We start from the raw sequence: 17,950 nt of genomic DNA on the forward strand, positions 1-17,950 counted from the left end.
GCGGTGTCGGGGTGACCGGCTGCGGGCAGCCAGCGGAGGGTTGGTCTGGTCGTGGAGGTGCGGTGTGCCGTCGGTGATCGCTTTGCTGGAGGTCCGGGAAGCGCGGGCCCAGGAGGACCTGGAGTCGTGGCTGGAGGTGTTGCGCGAGGCCGAGGTGCAGGTGGAAGCCGCCCGACAGCGGCTGGAGCACGCGCGGATCGCCCGGGCGGAGGTGGCGCTGATGTTCGCCGAGGGAGCGGTCCCGATCCACGAAGGCGACGAGGTGTCCCTTGCGTCGGCCGCGCCGCGGGATCCCGTTCCCGTGGAGCGGCCGACGCCTGCGCGCCCGGTGCTGCGGGAGGGCTACGATGCCCGGCCGCCGCAATGGCGGGCCAGCCTGGATGCGGGCGCGTTGCGTGGGGCCTATCGGCAGGTCTTCGAGACGGCGCTGGCCGCCTCGGGGCCGGTCACGGTGCAGGAGTTGACGCGGGCGCTGGGGCGGGACGCGGACCGGTTGAATGAGGTGGAGAAGGTGCGTCACCGTGCCTACGCACTGGAGGCGCGGGGCTGGCTGGTGCGTGAGCGGGGCGTGTTCAGGCCGGCCGCGGGTCCAGGCGGTCGGGGCGGAACTCCGGCCAGTGCAGACGTTCTCTCGCCAGTTGCCGCGTCAGGGTGATCAGGCCCGCCCACCACACCATCTGGACGTGGTGGTCGGGCCGGCGCTCGTGGTCGCGGTTGCGCCGCTTGGCCCGGGAGAGCCAGCCCAGCGTGCGTTCCACGATCCACCTGCGCGCCAGGGCCACGAATCCCCTGGACCCGTCGGGGCGTTTGACGACCTCGACCCTGACGCCGTGGGCGGCGAACGCGTTCGCCAGCACCGGGCCCTGGTAGGCGGTGTCCGCCCAGACGAGTTTCAGCAGCCGTCCGGGCTCGGCCATGAACGCGTCGAGCAGTTCTGGGGCTGCCACCGAGTCGTGGATGTTCGCGGGTGTGACGGTGACCTCCAGCAGCAGGCCGCCGGTGTCGGTCAGGATGTGGCGCTTGCGCCCGTCACGGAGCTTGTTGCCGTCCGTCCCACGCGTGGCCGCGGTGCAGGTCTCCGAGCCGTCCACCGACTGGGCGTCCATCACGCCCGCGCTCGGCTCGGGCGCCCGCCCCTCCCGCCGGCGCTGCAGGCGACGTAGCCGCTGGTAGAGCTCGCGCACATAGCCGTGGCGTGACCAGCGGCGGAAGAAGTCGTAGACCTTGCGCGGGGCCGGCAGGTCGACGGGCATCGCCCTCCACTTCGCGCCGTTGTCGACGAGGTAGCGCACCGCGTCGACCATCTCACGGTGGCAATTCGCCTCGGGGCGTCCGCCTCGTCCCTCCAGCCAGGCCGGCACCGGCATCGAGGCTCTGACCTGGGCCCATTCCGAATCCGTCATGTCGGACGGGTAGTGCGGTGCCCGCCGCCCCGCCGCGATTGCCCCGTACTGGTGAACGTGGCAATCACACGGCAGAGTGGCCGAACTGGCACCGCATGCCTCGACGATGGTGAACTGGTCCAGCAACGGGCCTCCTGGGCCGGAGGGTTGGTCTCGACAACCGCACTCCTACCAAGAGGCTCGTTCGCCTATGCGCGTCCACCGGACAGCAACACCGTTCGACGCGTCACCCCATCGCCCCCGCCGAACACTGCCCGGTTCACCACCACGCTCTCAGTCTCTCGCCCGACAGCGGGGTGGTGGAGGACATCGGCGAGCGCTTCGCGTTCGAGGCGCCGATCTGGATCGGGGAGCACCCGGTGGAACTGGACGAGGCGTGGGGCGAGCAGGACCCGTACCCATTGGCGTTCCACCCCCTCGAACTCGGAGAGGAGGCACTGCGCGCCTTCTTCGGCTTCGTGCTGGAGGGTATGCCGGAGCCCGACGACATCGACCCGTACGAGGTGGCACTGCGAGGCTTCCACCTCACGGCGCCAGGTGGGCCCACGTCAGCGGACAAGGAGGCCGTGCGGCGGGCAGCCGTCAGCAGGATGGGACCGCCGCGGATGTTGACCTACGGTCCCGAAGGCACCTTGATCGTGGTCGACCGGCGGTGACCGGCATGGGTTTGAGCTGTCGGCCCCTCCCCGTAGCGCGAGGAGTGGCTGGAGCCAGTCCTGCATGAGCAGGCGGTCAGGTCGAGGCGGTCTCCTCCTCAGCGGGGACGTATCCGCAGTGCTCGGGGTCGCAGTGCGTCTTGTGGTCCCGGCCCCAGAGGCCGGTGTCCCGTTCGGTGGCGCGGGCGATGTGGGCGAGATGACGCTGTCTGAAGCGCGGCACTGTTGAGGGCAGGGCAATGAAGGTCTCGGGAAGTACGGCCAGCATGCTGGTGACCTGCTCGCCGTCGATCATCGTCAGGAGCATGCGGCACTGCCACCAGCGTCGCCCCGCCTCCGGGTCCGGCCAGTAGTGGTCGGCTGGATCGGGGAGCAGGTAGTGGGGCCCGCCGGGCGCGAGGTGAGCTTGGAGCCACGGACTGCTCCCGCCCAGGCCGAGCCGCAGGCGCCCGGCTTCCTCGTGGAGGGCGAAGACCGCGTCGTTGTCCAGAGGCTTCAGGACCCGCGCCTCGCGGGGTAGGGGCCGACGGCTGGCAGGGGTCTTCACCGGCCAGCCTGTCAGCAGGCCCAGGCGTTGCCGCACGCTGGGCGGGGGGACTCCCTTGCGCGGGGTCGGGAGCGGAGGCGGGGGAGTCCAACGGAGTCCGGCATTCTCGACGTGCGAAACGATCCAGGCGCTCTTCTCCGGGCCAGCAGTGTTCCAGAGCCAGCTCATCGGCCGCTCCCTCATTGCCCGTTCCCGCCTGCCGTCCTGCGTCCCACGGGCGGGACGTCGAGCGCGCGGCCAGGTGCCTACGGGCAGGTTGTGGCCCAGGTCGGCCAGGAGCCTGATGCGGTCGAGGGTGTCGTCGGACGAGAGCTCCTCCGGAAGCCGCCGAGCGCGACTGGCCAGGTACCGGATCTCGATGAACGCCTGGATCGCCAGGTGCGCGGCCAAGTCCCGGTCGTCGACCTCCCCCGAACGGGTGCTCCCGGTCGCGGGTGTCGACTTCGGCGCTGCTGGCGGTAGCCGGCCGTCGTGGGCACCCGTCATATCTGTGACCTCGTGGACTTCCAGGCCACTGTTGAACTCCCGGGATCTCGGTGGCCGCCGAGCGACAGCTCGGCTAGGAGTTCGGACCGGACGAGCTCAAGGAGGCGGCCCATCCAGTTCCGCCCGCGGCTGTCGGGAGCGTCCCGCCAGAAGGGAGAGTCCGAGAAGCCGGTGTAGCTGATCGTCGCGTCCCCGGTGGAGAGCAGGACTCCGGCGAGCTCGGGGTGCTGGGTGAACTTCGCGCGCAGCAGTCCGGCCATGACCGCGAGCCGGATGGCAGGCCAGTCCGCTCGTTGGACCGCCCGGCCGCCCAGGTCGTGAGCCTCCCGCCCGGACGGAGCCTCCTGGATCAGCCGGCGATCGGCCGCGTCGGCCGCCGACAGGGCCCAGTAGCCGTGGAGCACGGACGGGTAGGTCCCGCCGGCGAAGGCGATCTGCGCCGGGTAGTCGTTGCGGAGTACGAACAGGCCCAGCGCCTCGGGCCAGCCCTGCGGGAAGACGGTCTGGTGGGAGATGACGGCCGACTGGCCGGGCCCGCTCGGATCGTCGGCGTACTGGACGGCCCGCCTCTCCTGCTCCCGGGCCACGCCTTCGTCCCCGCGACGGAAGTAGTCCAGAGACTCCTGGTGCATGTCCGCCGTCACGACCGGGCCATCCCCGTCCACGGCCTCACCCAGGTCGGTGAGCAGGATCCGCAAGGGGCGGTCCTGAAGGTCCATGTCGCCGAGGACATAGATCCGCCGATGCGGTGGGACTGCCAGGTACGCGTCCCGAAGGAGCACGCGATTCCGCTCCTCGGGCTCCTGCTGGTAGCGACGGATCGCCTCCCAGCAGCGCTGCCCGGTGGTCGGTCGGCCGTTGAGTTCCTCGATCTTGTCGGCAACCTCGCTCAGGAAGCCCTCCGGGGTCAACGGCTCACCGTGGCGGGAGCGCCACTTCGAGGGTTCGTCAGGAAGAGCGGGAGCGCCGGGACGTGTCACGGAGATTCGGCCCGAGGTCAGGAGCTTCTTCAAGCCGGCCAGGTCGGTCCGGTCCTGGCACCTGACCGCGCCGTCCGCGAAGACGATCAGGTCGTCGAGGTGATACTCGGCATCCCAGCGACTCCGCTGCCAGACGTGGCACCAGGCCCCGTCGATTCTCTCCCCGTCCACCGTTCGATACGTCGGTCCCCGCCACGTCATGGGTGCACGCTACTCGGTGGGGCTGTCTTGGAACTCACCGACCGCGAGCTTGGCTGGTTGCCTTGGCCAGCCAGTCCAGGTACCACTCGCTGAAGCTGACGCGGTGACCGGCAGCGGGGAGCGGTTGGAGGGGGCCGTCGCAGGCCCGCAGGTCCTTCCAGAGGGTGCCACACTCTGGCCCGGTCACGACGAGCCATGTGTAGTAGCCGCATCCCTCGTGGCTGAGACATACCGCCCCGGCGGTCATCTCGTCGTTGAGCTTCTCCCACTCGTCGTCCCAGGCGCGGTACGCCGCGAGATAGGACTGCTCGTCAGAGAAGCTGTCCTTGACGGGCTCGCGAGCGTTCACAGCCTCCGCCCAGCGAGCCCGCTCCTCCGCGGAGGGGAACGGCTTCCCGAGGAGCGCGTTGTTGCTTCGGACCTTGCGGTGCTCCAACCAGTGCCAGCCCTGCCCGTCACGCCGCAGCGGGAAGATCCCGTAATGGGGACCGGCTCCGCCCGCGCCCACCTCGAGGAGGAAGGTGCGGTAGTCGGACGGAAGGATGACGCCAAGCTGCTCCTCGACTTCTGTCAGCTCGGCCTCGCTGAGCGGCGGCTCCAGTAGGAAGTCATGCCCGGAGCCCTGCCAACGAGCCCCGAAGACCTTTTCTGCGAACGGGGCGTCCCGCAGGGCCGCTACCCGCTCACGAACTCCCGACCAGTCCACTCCTGAGCCGAAGGTCGCCAGCTCCTGCTCATCGCTTGTCATGCTCTCTTTTTCCTCGTGATCTTTTGCTGAGTCAGGTCCGATCTGCCGAACTCCCGTACAGGCCACCAGCGAACCGCCGTCAGCGGCGAGGAAGACCACGAAGTGCCACGAGCCGTCCGGACTGTCGACGGACCCCAGCCGTACCGGCCGGTCACCGTAGTTGCTCAGGGCCGCCACGCTTTCCGACAGCCCGATGGTCTTGATCTCCTTGGCCCGTGTGAGCTCGAGCCGGACGGCGTAGGTGCCAGCCAGCGCGTCGGCGGGCACCGCCCCATCTCCGATCCGGCAAACGCCGCCTCCGAGCACCGCCTCCCGTGTCGCCCTACAGGCCGGAGTCTGATCCGAAAGGACGCGGAGCAGGGCCTCGGACGAGGGGTCGGTATCCAGCGGATCAAGATCCAGGTCATCCTCCCAGCCCACTGACAGCCCGGTTGCTGTGACGACCAGGTCATCAGCCAGGGCGAGAATCCGAACGCTTCCCGCGGGGAATGTCGCCTGGAAGCCGACTCGGCTGTCGATGGACCGCTGTCGGATGTGCTGGACGGAGGCGACCTTGCTGCCTGCGAACGGTGCCAGAGGGAACTCGTCCGGTGCGTCGCTGACCGTGACATGACCGAGCATGTCCATGCCGTAGGAGTCGTGGGGCCCTTCGATCCGGAGATCGAGTACGTGGTCCAGTGTGTGGAATCTGATCGGGCCGAGGCCCTCCATGTGCAGCCACATGTGCAACAGCTCGGGCTCACCACCGCCGTCGCGGACGTGGAACTACGAGCACGTCACGCGTTGCACTTGCCGACCGACGAGGTCCTCCGGAGTTACCACCGGGCGATCGTGTCAGCCTTGACTGGAGGGGATCAACGGGATTCTGCCGACGCCGGTCACCCCTGCGGAGCAGTTCCCTGTGATTGGCGTCACGTGCCCCCATTTCCGGGGTCAGCCATCTTGGCTGCTCAGATCCGGAGCGATTCGGGGCCGTTGGCGTCAGCGGTGGCGTCAAACGGCAGAAAAATGCCCCCGAAGCGAGCTGCTTCGAGGGCATCGTGCCTGGTCGGACTATGTGGCCAGGGCCGGGGTCGAACCGGCGACCTTCCGCTTTTCAGGCGAGTACATCGGCCGAGATGATCGCCCCGGAACGCCTGAGGGCGCACGTGGTGAGTCCCCGTGAGACACCGCGATGTACCGTGAGAGTCGATGGCGTTGCCGTCACACTGCCGTCAGAGCCGTCACGGGATCGTCTGGTCATGCCGGGACGGGCAATCGTCGTGCTGAAGGTGTAGGCGTCTCAGATCCTGAACGGCTGCGACGGGGTATGGGTAGCGCTTCCACTTCGCGAGGTACCCCTCCTCCCCGTGTTCGCGCCAGACTTCCTGGGCAGCCTCCAGTACCGCGTGCGCGACCACGCTGCGCGGCTGCTGACTTCTCCACCTGACTCGGCCGGCGTCTTCCGGGAGACCGAGTCCGAAGTCCGGGAACTGGTATACCGCCAGGAGCACGTCCGCCCCCTGGACGGTGAACACCCAGCGCAGCTCCTGCGGCTCCATGTCGAAGCAGCATCGCCGGACATCCTGCTCACCGTAGAGCCCACCCACGGCACCGACGAGATCGGCTAGCGCGTCGGTCAGATAGCTTGCGACCAGCTGTACCTGTGCGTCACCGTCGACCAGGTGGCACTTGGCCCACCCGCTGCCGCCCAGCTCCCATATGAGCCGCAAGCCGGACGCCTTGTCTCCCTGATCAGCCACGGCTCTCCTCGCTGCCATCCCGTCTGCCGTCGACCCACACGGTAGTGGAGCGGGCTTGCCCCTCGGGGTCCAGGTGGAGCGCCCTACTGTCCGAACGACCTGGACCCCGAGGGGCAAGGCTGCTCGGCTTTGCCTGGGTCGATGGCGGGCGGGATGGCAGTCCCCCAGCTCAACCACGAACGGTCGGCCACTGTAGGCACGGCCCCGGTCATCCCGGAGCCGGAGATCCTTCTTGCTGTCCGAACCGGTCAGCTCACCGCCTGCCTCCGCCTGCGGTCCGCCCCGCCGGGCGGCGCGGGGCGAAGACAGGAGCGCGCCCGAGCGGGGGCGGGCCGCGCCGCGCGAGCGGCGTGGTCCTTGAGCCAGTAGCGATATCCGTAACCAGTCCCAGCTCAGAACCCCATCTCCAGACCCTTCAATGGATCTCCGACTCCGGGATGGCCGGAGCCATCAGGGCTTGGCGTCGGCGCGTTCGGCGAGTGCCTTGAGCTCAGGGGACGCGGATCGTCCCGCAACGAGCATGAGCTCCCGGATGGTGCCACGGGATGCCACGTGCGTGTGGATGATCTCGGGTGCGAGTTCCTCGGCCTGGAGGAGACAGTCTAGGGCTTCGCCGCTTTGGCGCCGCTGGGCGTAGGCCCGGCCCATGTCCATCAGTAGCCGCGCTTGGCGCTCGACGGACAGGGCGCTGGCGTCGATGCTCTGGCCGGTATCGATGGCCTCGCCCGCGTCACCCAACTCCACGGCGATCGAGACAGCCTGGATCTCGACGTTGGTCGGCCCGAACTCCAAGTTGAAGTCGTTGCGGTCCTCGCCGATTCGTCGGGCCACGGTACGCGCCCGCTCGGTCTCCTGGCGGGCCTTCGCCCGGTCTCCCGCCCGCGCGTGGACGAGGGCCAGCACGAGGCGCAGCGACCCCAGCACCGACAGGGCTTCGGGCTCTGCGTCCGGGCCCTGGGTGTACTGCTCGACGGCGTTCACGGCCGTGGTGGCGGCGTGCTCGGCCTGGTCCAAGTGCTTGAGCCGGACGAAGGCTTGGGCAAGTCGGAAGACGCTCGCGAAGACGTGGAGCGGCTGGCCGGACTGCTCGGCGGCGTGAATCGCACGGTCTGCGGCGACCCATGCCGCGTCCGGGTCGTCCTGGCGGACGAAGGCGGCAGCAAGGGCCTGGTAGGTCCGGCTGAGCAGGAGGAAGAGTTCCGGGCGGTCCTTGGCTGGGGCCGTGCGGACGGCGCGCTCCAGACGCGGGACCAATGGGCCAAGAGCAGCGCTCAGCTCGGAGAAGCGGTCGTCGTGGGTCAGCTCCCAGATGCGCTCGACTGCCGCGCGTAGCTCGGGCAGGCTGCCGTGACTGCCTGTGGGCTGATGGCCCAACAGCACCTCGGGCACGGGGTGGCCGGAGATGACGAGGCGGGCTTGGTCGAGATCGTTCGATCCCTCGCCGTGCTCCTCGGGAGCGTTCCGCGGGGCCTCCGCCGGCACTTCGGGACGGAGCGTCTGGACGGAGACGCCGAGCCCATCGGCGAGCAGGCGCAGCACATCGAGGCGGTTGACCGGCTGGACGCCGCGCTCGACCTGGGAGACCCAGCTCGCAGTTCGGGAGATGGCTGCGGCCAACTCCTCCTGCGTCATGTCGCGCTGCTTGCGCAGCTCTGCCACGCGGCTGCCGAAGGCCCGGCGCTCCTCGGGGGTCACGGCGTCACCGGACCCTTTCCGGCCTGGGCCTGGAGGAAGGTGACCTGGAGGCCGCTGACGTACTGCTCTCGCTCAGCGAGGAAGTGCTTGGTGTGCGGCTGCTGCTCGTGAGCGTCGAAGGCGGCCCGGTCGGCGTACAGCTCGTAGAAGACACGGACGTTGGGCTCGTCCGGCACGGCGTGCACGACGTAGGCCAGGGTGCCCGGCTCCTGCGCCTTGATGCCGGGCAGCGTGCGGGACACCAGCTCATCGAAGCCCTCGGCCGCTGCTTCGTCGTGAAGTTCGAAGCGGACGACAAGGCCAAAACCGCTGCTCATCAAGCCTCCCTGGTAGTCGCAAATCAGCTTCGCAGAAACGCAGGACTGCTGCTAGTCGCAGAAACTCTTGACTCGCAGAAACACTGTTAGTACCTTCGTGGGGAAGCTGCTACTAGGGGTGAGATTCCTCCGGTCGGCTCGATGGTCCACACGCCGAGAGCGGCGCTCCACCGCCAAGCAGATGCGCCGCTCTCCGTCCCACGAAGGGAAGTTCCATCATGCCCGCAACGCTGCTCTCTTCGCTCTCCCTCGCCGACGACGCCTGCGGCGACTGCTCCGGCACGGGCGTCTACCAGGATGCGGACGGCTCGGTCTCCGGGTCGGTCGGTGCCCTCGTGCCCTGCGGCTGCTCCGACGAGGAGTTCGGCGCGTCCGCGCTCTGCCCGTGCCACATGGAGTGGTGGCCGACGAACGGCGGCTTCACCGGCTGGACGCTCACCCCGCGCTCGGAGCTGTCCGACGACTCCACGTTCCTGCGGCCCTGCCCGACGCACGGTCACCTCGCTCTGCCCCGGCTGGCGGTGGTCGCGTGACCAACGAACTGGACGCGGTCACCCTCGCCGACCTGGTGAGGGTGGCCACGGCCCCCGACTTTCCGCGCTGGCAATGGCAGATGGAGCGCACCGGAGGCTGTGCCCATCCGGTCCGGATCGCGGGATGGCGCAAGACGGTCGACAGGGCCACGGGCGAGATGATCGCCGAACGCTCCTACTCCACCGCTGACGAACCGGGCGGCGCGCTTCGCCTGGCCTGCGGCAATCGCCGGGCGTCCCGGTGCCCCTCGTGCGCCTGGCTCTACGCCGGTGACACCTTCCACCTGATCCGTGCGGGCCTGACTGGCGACCACACCAAGGGCGTTCCCACCGTGGTGCGCTCGCATCCCAAGGTGTTCGCCACGCTGACTGCACCCAGCTTCGGGCCGGTCCACAACATCCCTGAGTCCGGCCGCTGCCGGTGCCGTTTGCGGCATGCGGACGGAGATCCCCAGTTGGGTACGCCGCTCGACCCGGACCGCTACGACTACGCGCACGCCGTGCTGTGGAACAACCACGCCGGAGAACTGTGGCAGCGCTTCACGATCTACCTCGGCCGCGCCGTGGCCGACCGAGCGGGCATACCGCGCAGCAAGGCGGGTGAGCACTTCCGGCTCTCCTTCGCGAAGGTCGCGGAGTACCAGCGCCGGGGCGCGGTGCACTTCCACGCGATCGTGCGCCTGGACGGTCCAGAGGGTGCGGGGGAGGAGCCTCCTGCCTGGGCGACGGCGGAACTGCTGGCGGACGCGATCCGCTACGCGGCCGGGCGTGTCTCGGTCTCGGTGGCTGCTGCCGGGAGCCGTCCGGCTCGGATGCTGCGCTGGGGCTCGCAGGTCGAGGTGCATGAGATCACGCGCGTGGGCAATGGCGGGGAGCTGACCGAAGAGGCAGTCGCCGGGTACGTCGCCAAGTACGCCACCAAGGCGGCGGAGACGACCGAGACCGTTGACCGGCGCATCGGTGAGCTGGCGGAGCTGGACAAGCTGAGCATCCCGCCGCACACGCGCCGCCTGATCGAGGCGTGCTGGGAACTGGATGAGTACTACCCCGACCGCAAGTTGGCGCATTGGTCGCACATGCTCGGCTTCCGTGGCCACTTCGCCAGCAAGTCCAAGCGGTACTCGACCACGCTCGGGGCGCTGCGTCAGGTGCGGGCCGACTGGCGAGCGCGACAGGAACGGCGTGATCACGGGATGCCAGAGCAGGACGACGCCGACACGGAGGGCAGCACGCTCGTGGTCGCGCACTGGCGCTACGCCGGGTCCGGGCTGACGCCGGGGGAGTCGATGTTCGCAGCGGGCATCGCCCGGCAGCTCGCGTTCAACCGCGAGATGAGGAAGGAGCTACAAGCCACCTGGGAGGAAGAGGACGCATGGCTGGTCGCGTGAGCCGCAGGACGCGGCTGAACGGCGAAGGCACGGTGACGCTGCGGAAGGACGGGCGTTGGGAGGCTGCGGCCTACGTCCCGACTTCCGCCGGCACCATGAAGCGGGTCCGGAAGTACGGCCGGACGCGGGCCGAAGCCTTCGTGGAGCTGGTGAAGCTCCAGGCCCAAGCGGGCCAGGGCATCCCGGTGGCTGATCGGTCCTGGACTGTCGGCACCTACCTGGCGTACTGGCTGGAGCACGTGGTCACGCCGCGCCGTAGGCCCAAGACGGTGATCGCGTACGAGGGCGCTGTCCGGCTCTACCTGGTGCCGCTGCTCGGGGCCAAGCGGCTGGAGAAGCTGACGCCCCGTGACGTGCGCGCCATGCTCGACCGTTGCCGGAAGCTCTGCCTGTGCTGCGCGCGGAAGCTCGACGGTCGCCGTCCCGAAGAGGATCAGTGCTGCTCGCGTGGGAAGTGCTGTGAGCGTCGGCTGTCGATGCGCATGGTTCAGCTCGTACACGCCGTGTTGCGGAACGCGCTCCAGAACGCGGTCCGGGAGGAGCTGGTCACCCGCAACGTGGCCAAGCTCGTGCAGATCGAGGGGCCGGACTACGCCCGTGGGAAGGGGCTCACCCCGGAGCAGGCCCGGCAGCTGCTGGCTGTGGTGCGGAAGGACCGCCTGTACGCGCTGTACGCCCTGGCGCTGCTGCTCGGTCTGCGTAAGGGCGAACTGCTGGGCCTGCACTGGTCGGACCTGGACCTGGAGCGCGGGGAGTTGACCGTCAGCCAGAACCTCCAGCGGATCAAGGGCGAACTCGTCGTCGCGCTGCCCAAGACGCGCTACTCGAAGCGCACGATTCCGCTGCCCGCCCCGGTGGTCGCTGCGCTCAGGCAGCGCCAGCAGGACCAGCAGGCGGAGCGCGAGAGCTGCGGCTCGGAATGGCTGGACACCGGCTTCGTCTTCACGACGGCGGTTGGCTCGCCGTTCGACCCGAGGAACCTCAACCGCCACTGGTACGCGACCAGGAAGCGGGCCGGGCTCGACGCCTTCCGGTTCCACGATCTCCGGCACTCGTTCGTCTCGCTGCTGCTCGACTTGGGCGTCCCGCCTCACGTGGTCCGGGAGATCGCCGGGCACAGTGATCTACAGGTCACGATCGGGATCTACGCCCACGCGTCGGCGGCGGAGAAGCGCAAGGCGCTGACCAGCCTCTCGGAGCTGATCAAGTAGACCCACTGCCGTCATGCTGCCGTCAGCAGACACGAAAAAGCCCCGGCCGGATTACTCCGCTCGGGGCTTTCTGCTGGTCAAACGAGTGGCCAGGGCCGGGGTCGAACCGGCGACCTTCCGCTTTTCAGGCGGACGCTCGTACCAACTGAGCTACCTGGCCAGGATCCCTCGTGATGAGGGAGCCTGAGCGACTCCGACGGGACTTGAACCCGCGACCTCCACCTTGACAGGGTGGCGAGCTAACCAACTGCTCCACGGAGCCAGACGCACAGACTTCGTGCGAAGGCCTTGCTGCACTGCATGTACTGCCGTACTACGTGCCCCCAACGGGATTCGAACCCGTGCTACCGCCTTGAAAGGGCGGCGTCCTGGGCCACTAGACGATGAGGGCTGGTGGACCGTCCGGGTGCCTTGCGGCCGTCGGGGACGTTCAGAAGCATATGGGATGCGGGCGGGAACACCAAAATCGGTTTCGGGGCGGGTGTCCGTCCGGGCTGCCCGGGGCCAGGGGGCCGGTCCGGAGAAGGCGCGAGGAAGACGCGAGGAAACGGGGTGCGGCGTGCTGGAGATGGGCCGGGAGCGGTTCGAGGAGCTGGTCGGGGACGCACTGGACGGGATCCCGGTGGAGCTCACCCGTTTGATGGACAACGTCGTGATCTTCGTCGAGGACGAGGCGCCCGCCGGGGGGCCGGAGCTGCTCGGGTTGTACGAGGGGACGCCGCTGACCGAGCGCGGCGAGTGGTACGCCGGGGTGCTGCCGGACCGGATCACCGTCTACCGCAATCCCACGCTGCGCATGTGTGCCAGCGAGGCGGAGGTGGTGCGTGAGGTGGGGGTGACCGTCGTGCACGAGATCGGCCACCACTTCGGGATCCCCGACGAGCGGCTGCACGAACTCGGCTACGGGTGACGGCCGTGTCCTTTGGCGCGCTGTCCGCGTTGAGCCTGACGAGGGCGGGGACCAGGACGTCAGGCAAGGAAGCGGGGCCGGTCGCGGTGGGCAAGGTCGGAGCGGGGGTGCGTCGGGTCGCGGCGTGGGCGTTGGTGACCGGGGCCGCCGTCGGGGCGGTGGGGTCGCTGGCCGGGTGCATGGAGGTGGGTCCCGCCGTCGCGCCGGCCGGGGCCGACGGTCCGACGGTGGGTGCGGGCGACGTGGGCGGCTCGCAGGACGGCGTCGGCGCTCACCATGTCGGCGTGCGGCACCACCCCGGCGAGGCGCCGAGCGGCGGGACCTCCGCCAGTCCCGGGGCGAGCGCGGCACGGCCCAGTGCCGGTGCCACCGCGGTCGTGCCGGTGCCGGTCCTGACGACGCCCGCGGCCACGTCGTCCCCGGGTGGCTCGACGCAGACGACCCCGCCCGCGCAGCCGAGTCCGCCGCCCACGAGCCCGGCCGCAAGCCCCAGCGTGGCGCCCCCGCCACCCTCCTCCAGCCCGACCGCGGCGACACCTTCGGCGAGCTCTTCCGTCGGCTGACTCGGCGGGGTAGTGTGGCCTGGTTCGGCGCACGGTTTGGCGGTTCGGCCCCGTTGCGCTATCTTGGTAGATCGTTGTGTTAATTGCCCGGCGCCGTATCCATTTCAGGCGCACCTGGCGCGTTCCGGTACTCCGTGGCTTACCGCATTGAGGCGGTTTGGGAAATCTGCGGGTGTGGGCACGTGCCGACATTCGGAAGGTTTTTCATGTCCCTCGTTGACGACGCCCGCTTCGCCATGCCCGAAAACGGTCAGGACGCCTCTGGCGCCCTGGTCGAGCTCGAGGCCACCGAGGTCGAGGCCGACGCCGCCACCACCGCCGCCGACTCCACTGAGCAGGCCGCCGAGGTCGAGACCGAGAAGACGGTCACCTTCGGCGACCTGGGCCTGCCGGACGAGATCGTCCGCGGCCTGGCCAAGCACGGTGTGACCACCCCGTTCCCGATCCAGGCCGCCACCATCCCGGACGCGCTGGCCGGCAAGGACGTCCTGGGCCGTGGCCGTACCGGCTCCGGCAAGACCCTCAGCTTCGGCCTGCCGCTGCTGACCCGCCTGGAGCAGGGCCGCACCCGGGCCAAGCGTCCGCGCGGCCTGATCCTGGTGCCGACCCGTGAGCTGGCCATGCAGGTCTCCGAGGCGCTGGAGCCCTACGGCAGCGTGCTCGGCCTGAACCTCAAGGTCGTCTGCGGCGGTACCTCCATGCCGAAGCAGATCTGGGCCCTGGAGCGCGGCGTCGACATCCTCGTCGCCACCCCCGGCCGCCTGCGCGACCTGCTCGACCGCGGCGCCTGCACCCTGGACGAGGTCGAGATCGTCGTCCTGGACGAGGCCGACCAGATGGCCGACATGGGCTTCCTGCCCGAGGTCACCGAGATCCTCGACAAGGTCCCGGCCGGCGGCCAGCGGATGCTCTTCTCCGCCACGCTGGAGAACGAGATCGACAGCCTGGTCAAGCGCTACCTGGTCAGCCCGGTCACCCACGAGGTCGACCCGTCCGCCGGTGCCGTCACCACCATGACCCACCACGTCCTGGTCGTGAAGCCCAAGGACAAGGCGCCGGTCACCAACGCCATCGCCGCCCGCAAGGGCCGCACCATCATCTTCGTCCGCACCCAGATGGGCTGCGACCGTGTCGCCGAGCAGCTGCGCGACGCCGGCGTGAAGGCCGACGCGCTGCACGGCGGTATGACCCAGGGCGCGCGTACCCGCACCCTCGGCGACTTCAAGGACGGTTACGTCAACGTCCTGGTCGCCACCGACGTCGCCGCCCGCGGCATCCACGTCGACGGCATCGACCTGGTCCTGAACGTGGACCCGGCCGGTGACCACAAGGACTACCTGCACCGCTCCGGCCGCACCGCGCGCGCCGGCCGCTCCGGGACGGTCGTCACGCTGATCCTGCCGCACCAGCGCCGCAGCACCTTCCGCCTGCTGGAGGACGCCGGTGTCGAGGCCACCCGCCACATCGTCGGCGGCTCCTTCGACGCGGACCTGGTCCGCATCACCGGTGCCCGCTCGCTGACCGGCGTCCAGGCCGACTCCGCGGCCACCCAGGCCGCGCAGGCCGAGCGTGACGTCGTCGCGCTGACCAAGGAGCTGGAGCGGGCCACCCGCCACGCCGCCAACCTCCGTGACGAGGCCGACCGTCTGGCCGCCCGCGCTGCGGCCGAGCGTGCCGAGCTGGGTCTGGACGACGAGGACACGGACGAGGCCGCCGACGCGGCGACCACCCAGGCCGCCTCCGCCGACGAGACCTCGGCCCCGGCCGTGGCCGAGGCGGGCGACGAGCCGGTCGCCGTCGAGGCCCGTGCCCCGCGTTCGGAGCGTTCCTTCTCCTCCCGTGAGGAGCGCGGCCGTGACGACCGCGGTGGTTTCCAGCGTCGTGACGACCGTGGTGGTTTCCAGCGCCGTGACGACCGCGGCGGTTTCCAGCGCCGTGACGACCGTCGCGATGACCGTGGTGGTTTCCAGCGTCGTGAGGACCGTGACGGTGGCTTCCGCCGTGACGACCGTCGTGACGACCGTGGTGGTTTCCAGCGTCGTGAGGACCGTCCGTCCTTCGGTGACCGTGACCGTCGTGACGACCGTGGTGGTTTCCAGCGTCGTGAGGACCGTCCGTCCTTCGGTGACCGTGACCGTCGCGATGACCGTGGTGGTTTCCAGCGTCGTGAGGACCGTCCGTCCTTCGGTGACCGCGACCGTGACCGTCGTCCGTCCTTCGGCGACCGTGACCGCGACCGTCGCCCGTCCTTCGGCGCCCGCCGCGACGACCACCGCCCCGCCTCCTCGGGCAACTTCCGTCGTGACGACCGTCGTGACGACCGTGGCGGCTTCCAGCGCCGTGACGACCGTGGCCCCTCCGGCTACCGTGGCGGCTCCGGCGCCGGCTCCGCCGAGCGCAAGCCGCGCTGGAAGAGCTGACACAGCACAGCACGCAGCACGCAGTACGACCGACAGGCCGCTCCCTTTCCGGGGGCGGCCTGTCCGCGTTCCGGCCGGGCCGGTCAGCGGGCACAAAAAAGCGGCCCGCAGGCTTGCTCCCACGACCCCTGCGTCCAGGGGCCGGGGCATCGGGGACGATCCGATGAGCCTGCGGGCCGGGTGACTGCTCTGAATTGCGCTCGCGCGCCAGTGTTGGAGTGTCCTCGGACGGGAGCTACCCGCCGTCGGACGGGGCAGCGCTAGCGCGCAGCCACCTCACGCGTCCTGGTCGTACTCAACCTAGGATCACCTCCTTTCAGTGTGCGAACACAGTAGGCAGACCCCCTCCCGGGCCGCAACGGCTTTTTTCCCGGGGATCGACCCCGCCCGAAATCCGCTGGTCACGCCCCGGGGCCGCCCGCGACACTCGCACGATGAACGCGGCTTCGAACACCTCGAACACCTCGGCTGCCTCGCACACGGTCCTGTTGGAGGGCGTCGTCGGTTCGACGGCCTACGGTCTCGCCCACGCGGGTTCCGACGTGGACCGGCTGGGCGTGTTCGCCGTGCCGACGGAGCGGCTGTTCGGTCTGCACCGGCCGGGCGAGTCGATGGTGACGACGGCGCCGGACCGCACCCTGCACGAGGCGGCCAAGTGGTGCCGGCTGGCACTGAGCGCCAATCCCACCGCGTCCGAGCTGGTCTGGCTGCCGGACGACTGCTACCTGCTGCGCAGCCCGCTGGGCGAGGAGCTGATCGCGATCCGGGGGTCCTTCCTCTCGGAGCGGGCCGTCCGCAGCGCGTACCTGGGCTACGCCACCCAGCAGTTCCGCAAGCTCTCCGCCAAGGAGGAGCGCGGTGAGGCGCCGCCCGGCAGGCTGGCCAAGCACGCGCGTCACCTGCTGCGCCTGCTGGAGCAGGGCGTCCACCTCCACCGCAGCGGCGAGCTGCGGATCCGGGTGGAGGATCCGGAGCGCCTGCGCGCGGAGGGGGAGCGCATGGCCGCCCGGCCCTCGCTGGCCGGGGCACGACTGGCCGCGGCGGAGGAGGCCTTCTCCGCCCCGGGGGCGCTGCCGGACCGGCCGGACGAACGTCCGGCGGAGTCCTGGCTGCGGACGGTCCGCAGCAGCCTGCTCGTCGGGGCATGACAGTCGGGGCGTGACAGATGTCCCGAGGATCGCGGGAGCGGGGGCCCTGCCCGGGAACCGGGCGCGTGCCGGAGAGTTGAGCCACGGAGAACGAAGCCACGGAGAACGACGTCGCACGACGACCTGGGGGACAGTCACATGGACAAGCGTCAGCAGCGACGGCCGGAGCCGCTCCGGACGGTCTGCGCACCCCCGTCCCGGTCGGCTACCCGGGCCGTGGGTGATCGCCGCGCCGGATGACACACAACACCGGCCCCGGGACCAGGTAGGCTACGCCTGGCCGGGTCCGCCCCGGCCGGGCCGTACGCGGCCTGGGGCGCTAGCTCAATTGGCAGAGCTGCGGACTTTTAATCCGTAGGTTGTGGGTTCGAGCCCCACGCGCCCCACCGAACGACCAAGCCCCGGCCGGGGAGATCACCCACGGCCGGGGCTTCTCGTGTCTCCGGCCCGGAGGCCCTGGCCGAGCTCTAGCCGTGCGACCGGGCGTTCCTCGAGGGGATGGGAGGCAGGCCGCGGTCCCCGAACGGTTCGCTGTTCCGATGGGCGCGGGCTGAGAGCCACAACGCCCGTCCCGTCCAGCCGAGTCCCAGGCCCGCGGCCACGGCGACGAGCAGCGGTACCCACTCCTGCGTGGTGTTGTGGCCGGGAGAGTCCACGGTGCCGGTCGGATCGCTCGGGTCGTAGAGGACTTGGACCCTGGTGCCGTTGTCGCCACCGTCGATCGCTCCGGTCCAGGCGTCGACCGGGGTGCCGTCGGGGAGGGTGAAGCCCAGCAGGTAGTCCTCGTTCCGGCCGTTCTGCCGCTGGTCCACGATCACCGCGGTGGTCCGGGTGCCTGTCGCGTCGAGGTGGATTGCCAGGACGCTGCCGAGCACCCCGCCGAACGCGAAGAGGGCTCCGACGAGCCAGCACAGGATCGCCCCGCCGCGGGTGCGGGCTCGGCGCCATCGGCCGGAGGTCGTGTTCACGCGGACCATGATGCGCTCGGGCCCCGCACCGGAC

Annotated in this window: 17 protein-coding genes and 5 tRNA genes; 9 read left to right on the forward strand and 13 right to left on the reverse strand. The window is 70.0% G+C overall.

The window, feature by feature from the left end:
- Positions 1-64 precede the first annotated feature (64 nt).
- Entirely contained in the window at positions 65-655 is a 591-nt protein-coding gene (locus ABH931_RS31950; protein ID WP_370121118.1) for a hypothetical protein, read from the forward strand.
- Here ABH931_RS31950 and ABH931_RS31955 read toward each other — a convergent pair.
- Entirely contained in the window at positions 573-1,403 is an 831-nt protein-coding gene (locus tag ABH931_RS31955) for an IS5 family transposase (protein WP_370121121.1), read from the reverse strand. The genes ABH931_RS31950 and ABH931_RS31955 overlap by 83 nt on opposite strands.
- Before the next feature lie 299 nt (positions 1,404-1,702).
- Between ABH931_RS31955 and ABH931_RS31960 the strand changes: the two genes are divergently transcribed.
- Positions 1,703-2,059, forward strand: coding sequence for a hypothetical protein (locus ABH931_RS31960; protein ID WP_370121124.1), 357 nt, complete (start codon positions 1,703-1,705; stop codon positions 2,057-2,059).
- 76 nt (positions 2,060-2,135) lie between these two features.
- Here ABH931_RS31960 and ABH931_RS31965 read toward each other — a convergent pair whose 3' ends face one another.
- The 7 genes from ABH931_RS31965 to ABH931_RS31995 form a co-directional block, all read right to left on the reverse strand.
- Positions 2,136-2,642, reverse strand: a complete 507-nt coding sequence (locus ABH931_RS31965) for a hypothetical protein (protein WP_370121126.1) — start codon at positions 2,640-2,642, stop codon at positions 2,136-2,138.
- A 446-nt stretch (positions 2,643-3,088) separates the two neighbouring features.
- Entirely contained in the window at positions 3,089-4,273 is a 1,185-nt protein-coding gene (locus tag ABH931_RS31970) for an NADAR family protein (RefSeq protein ID WP_370121129.1), read from the reverse strand.
- Positions 4,274-4,307: 34 nt separating this feature from the next.
- Positions 4,308-5,744 carry an SMI1/KNR4 family protein gene (locus tag ABH931_RS31975; protein WP_370121132.1) on the reverse strand — a complete coding sequence of 479 codons (1,437 nt, stop codon included), beginning with the start codon at positions 5,742-5,744 and terminating at the stop codon, positions 4,308-4,310.
- A 335-nt stretch (positions 5,745-6,079) separates the two neighbouring features.
- Positions 6,080-6,148: transfer RNA gene (locus ABH931_RS31980), tRNA-Phe, on the reverse strand.
- Between the two features lie 96 nt (positions 6,149-6,244).
- Positions 6,245-6,763, reverse strand: coding sequence for a hypothetical protein (locus ABH931_RS31985; protein WP_370121135.1), 519 nt, complete (start codon positions 6,761-6,763; stop codon positions 6,245-6,247).
- Between the two features lie 450 nt (positions 6,764-7,213).
- The gene (locus tag ABH931_RS31990; protein ID WP_370121138.1) at positions 7,214-8,458 is read right to left on the reverse strand and encodes a helix-turn-helix domain-containing protein; all 1,245 of its coding nucleotides are present in this window, start codon (positions 8,456-8,458) and stop codon (positions 7,214-7,216) included.
- On the reverse strand, positions 8,455-8,775 hold the full coding sequence (locus tag ABH931_RS31995) for a putative quinol monooxygenase (RefSeq protein ID WP_370121140.1): 321 nt from the start codon (positions 8,773-8,775) through the stop codon (positions 8,455-8,457). The genes ABH931_RS31990 and ABH931_RS31995 overlap by 4 nt, the downstream gene beginning before the upstream one ends.
- 218 nt (positions 8,776-8,993) lie before the next feature.
- Between ABH931_RS31995 and ABH931_RS32000 the strand changes: the two genes are divergently transcribed.
- The 3 genes from ABH931_RS32000 to xerC are packed head-to-tail and all read left to right on the forward strand — an operon-like array spanning position 8,994 to position 11,907.
- A complete protein-coding gene (locus ABH931_RS32000; protein ID WP_370121143.1) occupies positions 8,994-9,308 on the forward strand; it encodes a hypothetical protein in 315 nt (104 codons plus the stop codon).
- Complete coding sequence (gene repSA / locus ABH931_RS32005; protein WP_370121146.1) at positions 9,305-10,696, forward strand: replication initiator protein RepSA; 1,392 nt, start codon at positions 9,305-9,307, stop codon at positions 10,694-10,696. The genes ABH931_RS32000 and repSA overlap by 4 nt, the downstream gene beginning before the upstream one ends.
- Positions 10,681-11,907 (forward strand): tyrosine recombinase XerC, encoded by a 1,227-nt coding sequence (xerC, locus tag ABH931_RS32010; protein WP_370121149.1) that lies wholly within the window; start codon positions 10,681-10,683, stop codon positions 11,905-11,907. Before repSA ends, xerC begins: the two co-directional genes overlap by 16 nt.
- Positions 11,908-11,993: 86 nt before the next feature.
- Here the strand turns inward: xerC and ABH931_RS32015 are convergent.
- The 3 genes from ABH931_RS32015 to ABH931_RS32025 form a co-directional block, all read right to left on the reverse strand.
- Positions 11,994-12,067: transfer RNA gene (locus tag ABH931_RS32015), tRNA-Phe, on the reverse strand.
- A gap of 28 nt (positions 12,068-12,095) precedes the next feature.
- Positions 12,096-12,169, reverse strand: a tRNA-Asp gene (locus ABH931_RS32020).
- A gap of 56 nt (positions 12,170-12,225) precedes the next feature.
- A tRNA-Glu gene (locus ABH931_RS32025) sits at positions 12,226-12,298 on the reverse strand.
- Between the two features lie 168 nt (positions 12,299-12,466).
- On the opposite strand from ABH931_RS32025, the gene ABH931_RS32030 reads away from it, so the two are divergent.
- Positions 12,467-12,817: a metallopeptidase family protein gene (locus ABH931_RS32030; protein WP_370121151.1), complete on the forward strand. Its 351-nt coding sequence runs from the start codon at positions 12,467-12,469 to the stop codon at positions 12,815-12,817.
- 271 nt (positions 12,818-13,088) lie between these two features.
- On the opposite strand, the gene ABH931_RS32035 is transcribed toward ABH931_RS32030, so the two are convergent.
- A complete protein-coding gene (locus ABH931_RS32035) occupies positions 13,089-13,289 on the reverse strand; it encodes a hypothetical protein (protein WP_370121154.1) in 201 nt (66 codons plus the stop codon).
- Positions 13,290-13,586: 297 nt separating this feature from the next.
- Here ABH931_RS32035 and ABH931_RS32040 point away from each other — a divergent pair, with 297 nt between their 5' ends.
- From ABH931_RS32040 to ABH931_RS32050, 3 genes are all read left to right on the forward strand, one after another.
- On the forward strand, positions 13,587-15,800 hold the full coding sequence (locus ABH931_RS32040) for a DEAD/DEAH box helicase (RefSeq protein WP_370121157.1): 2,214 nt from the start codon (positions 13,587-13,589) through the stop codon (positions 15,798-15,800).
- 434 nt (positions 15,801-16,234) lie between these two features.
- Positions 16,235-16,948 carry a DNA polymerase beta superfamily protein gene (locus ABH931_RS32045; RefSeq protein WP_370121160.1) on the forward strand — a complete coding sequence of 238 codons (714 nt, stop codon included), beginning with the start codon at positions 16,235-16,237 and terminating at the stop codon, positions 16,946-16,948.
- A gap of 313 nt (positions 16,949-17,261) precedes the next feature.
- Positions 17,262-17,334 (forward strand) — tRNA-Lys (locus ABH931_RS32050).
- An 81-nt stretch (positions 17,335-17,415) separates the two neighbouring features.
- Here ABH931_RS32050 and ABH931_RS32055 read toward each other — a convergent pair.
- Entirely contained in the window at positions 17,416-17,916 is a 501-nt protein-coding gene (locus tag ABH931_RS32055) for a hypothetical protein (protein ID WP_370121163.1), read from the reverse strand.
- Positions 17,917-17,950 lie beyond the last annotated feature (34 nt).

The organism is Streptacidiphilus sp. MAP12-33, assembly GCF_041261265.1.
Classification (GTDB): domain Bacteria; phylum Actinomycetota; class Actinomycetes; order Streptomycetales; family Streptomycetaceae; genus Streptacidiphilus.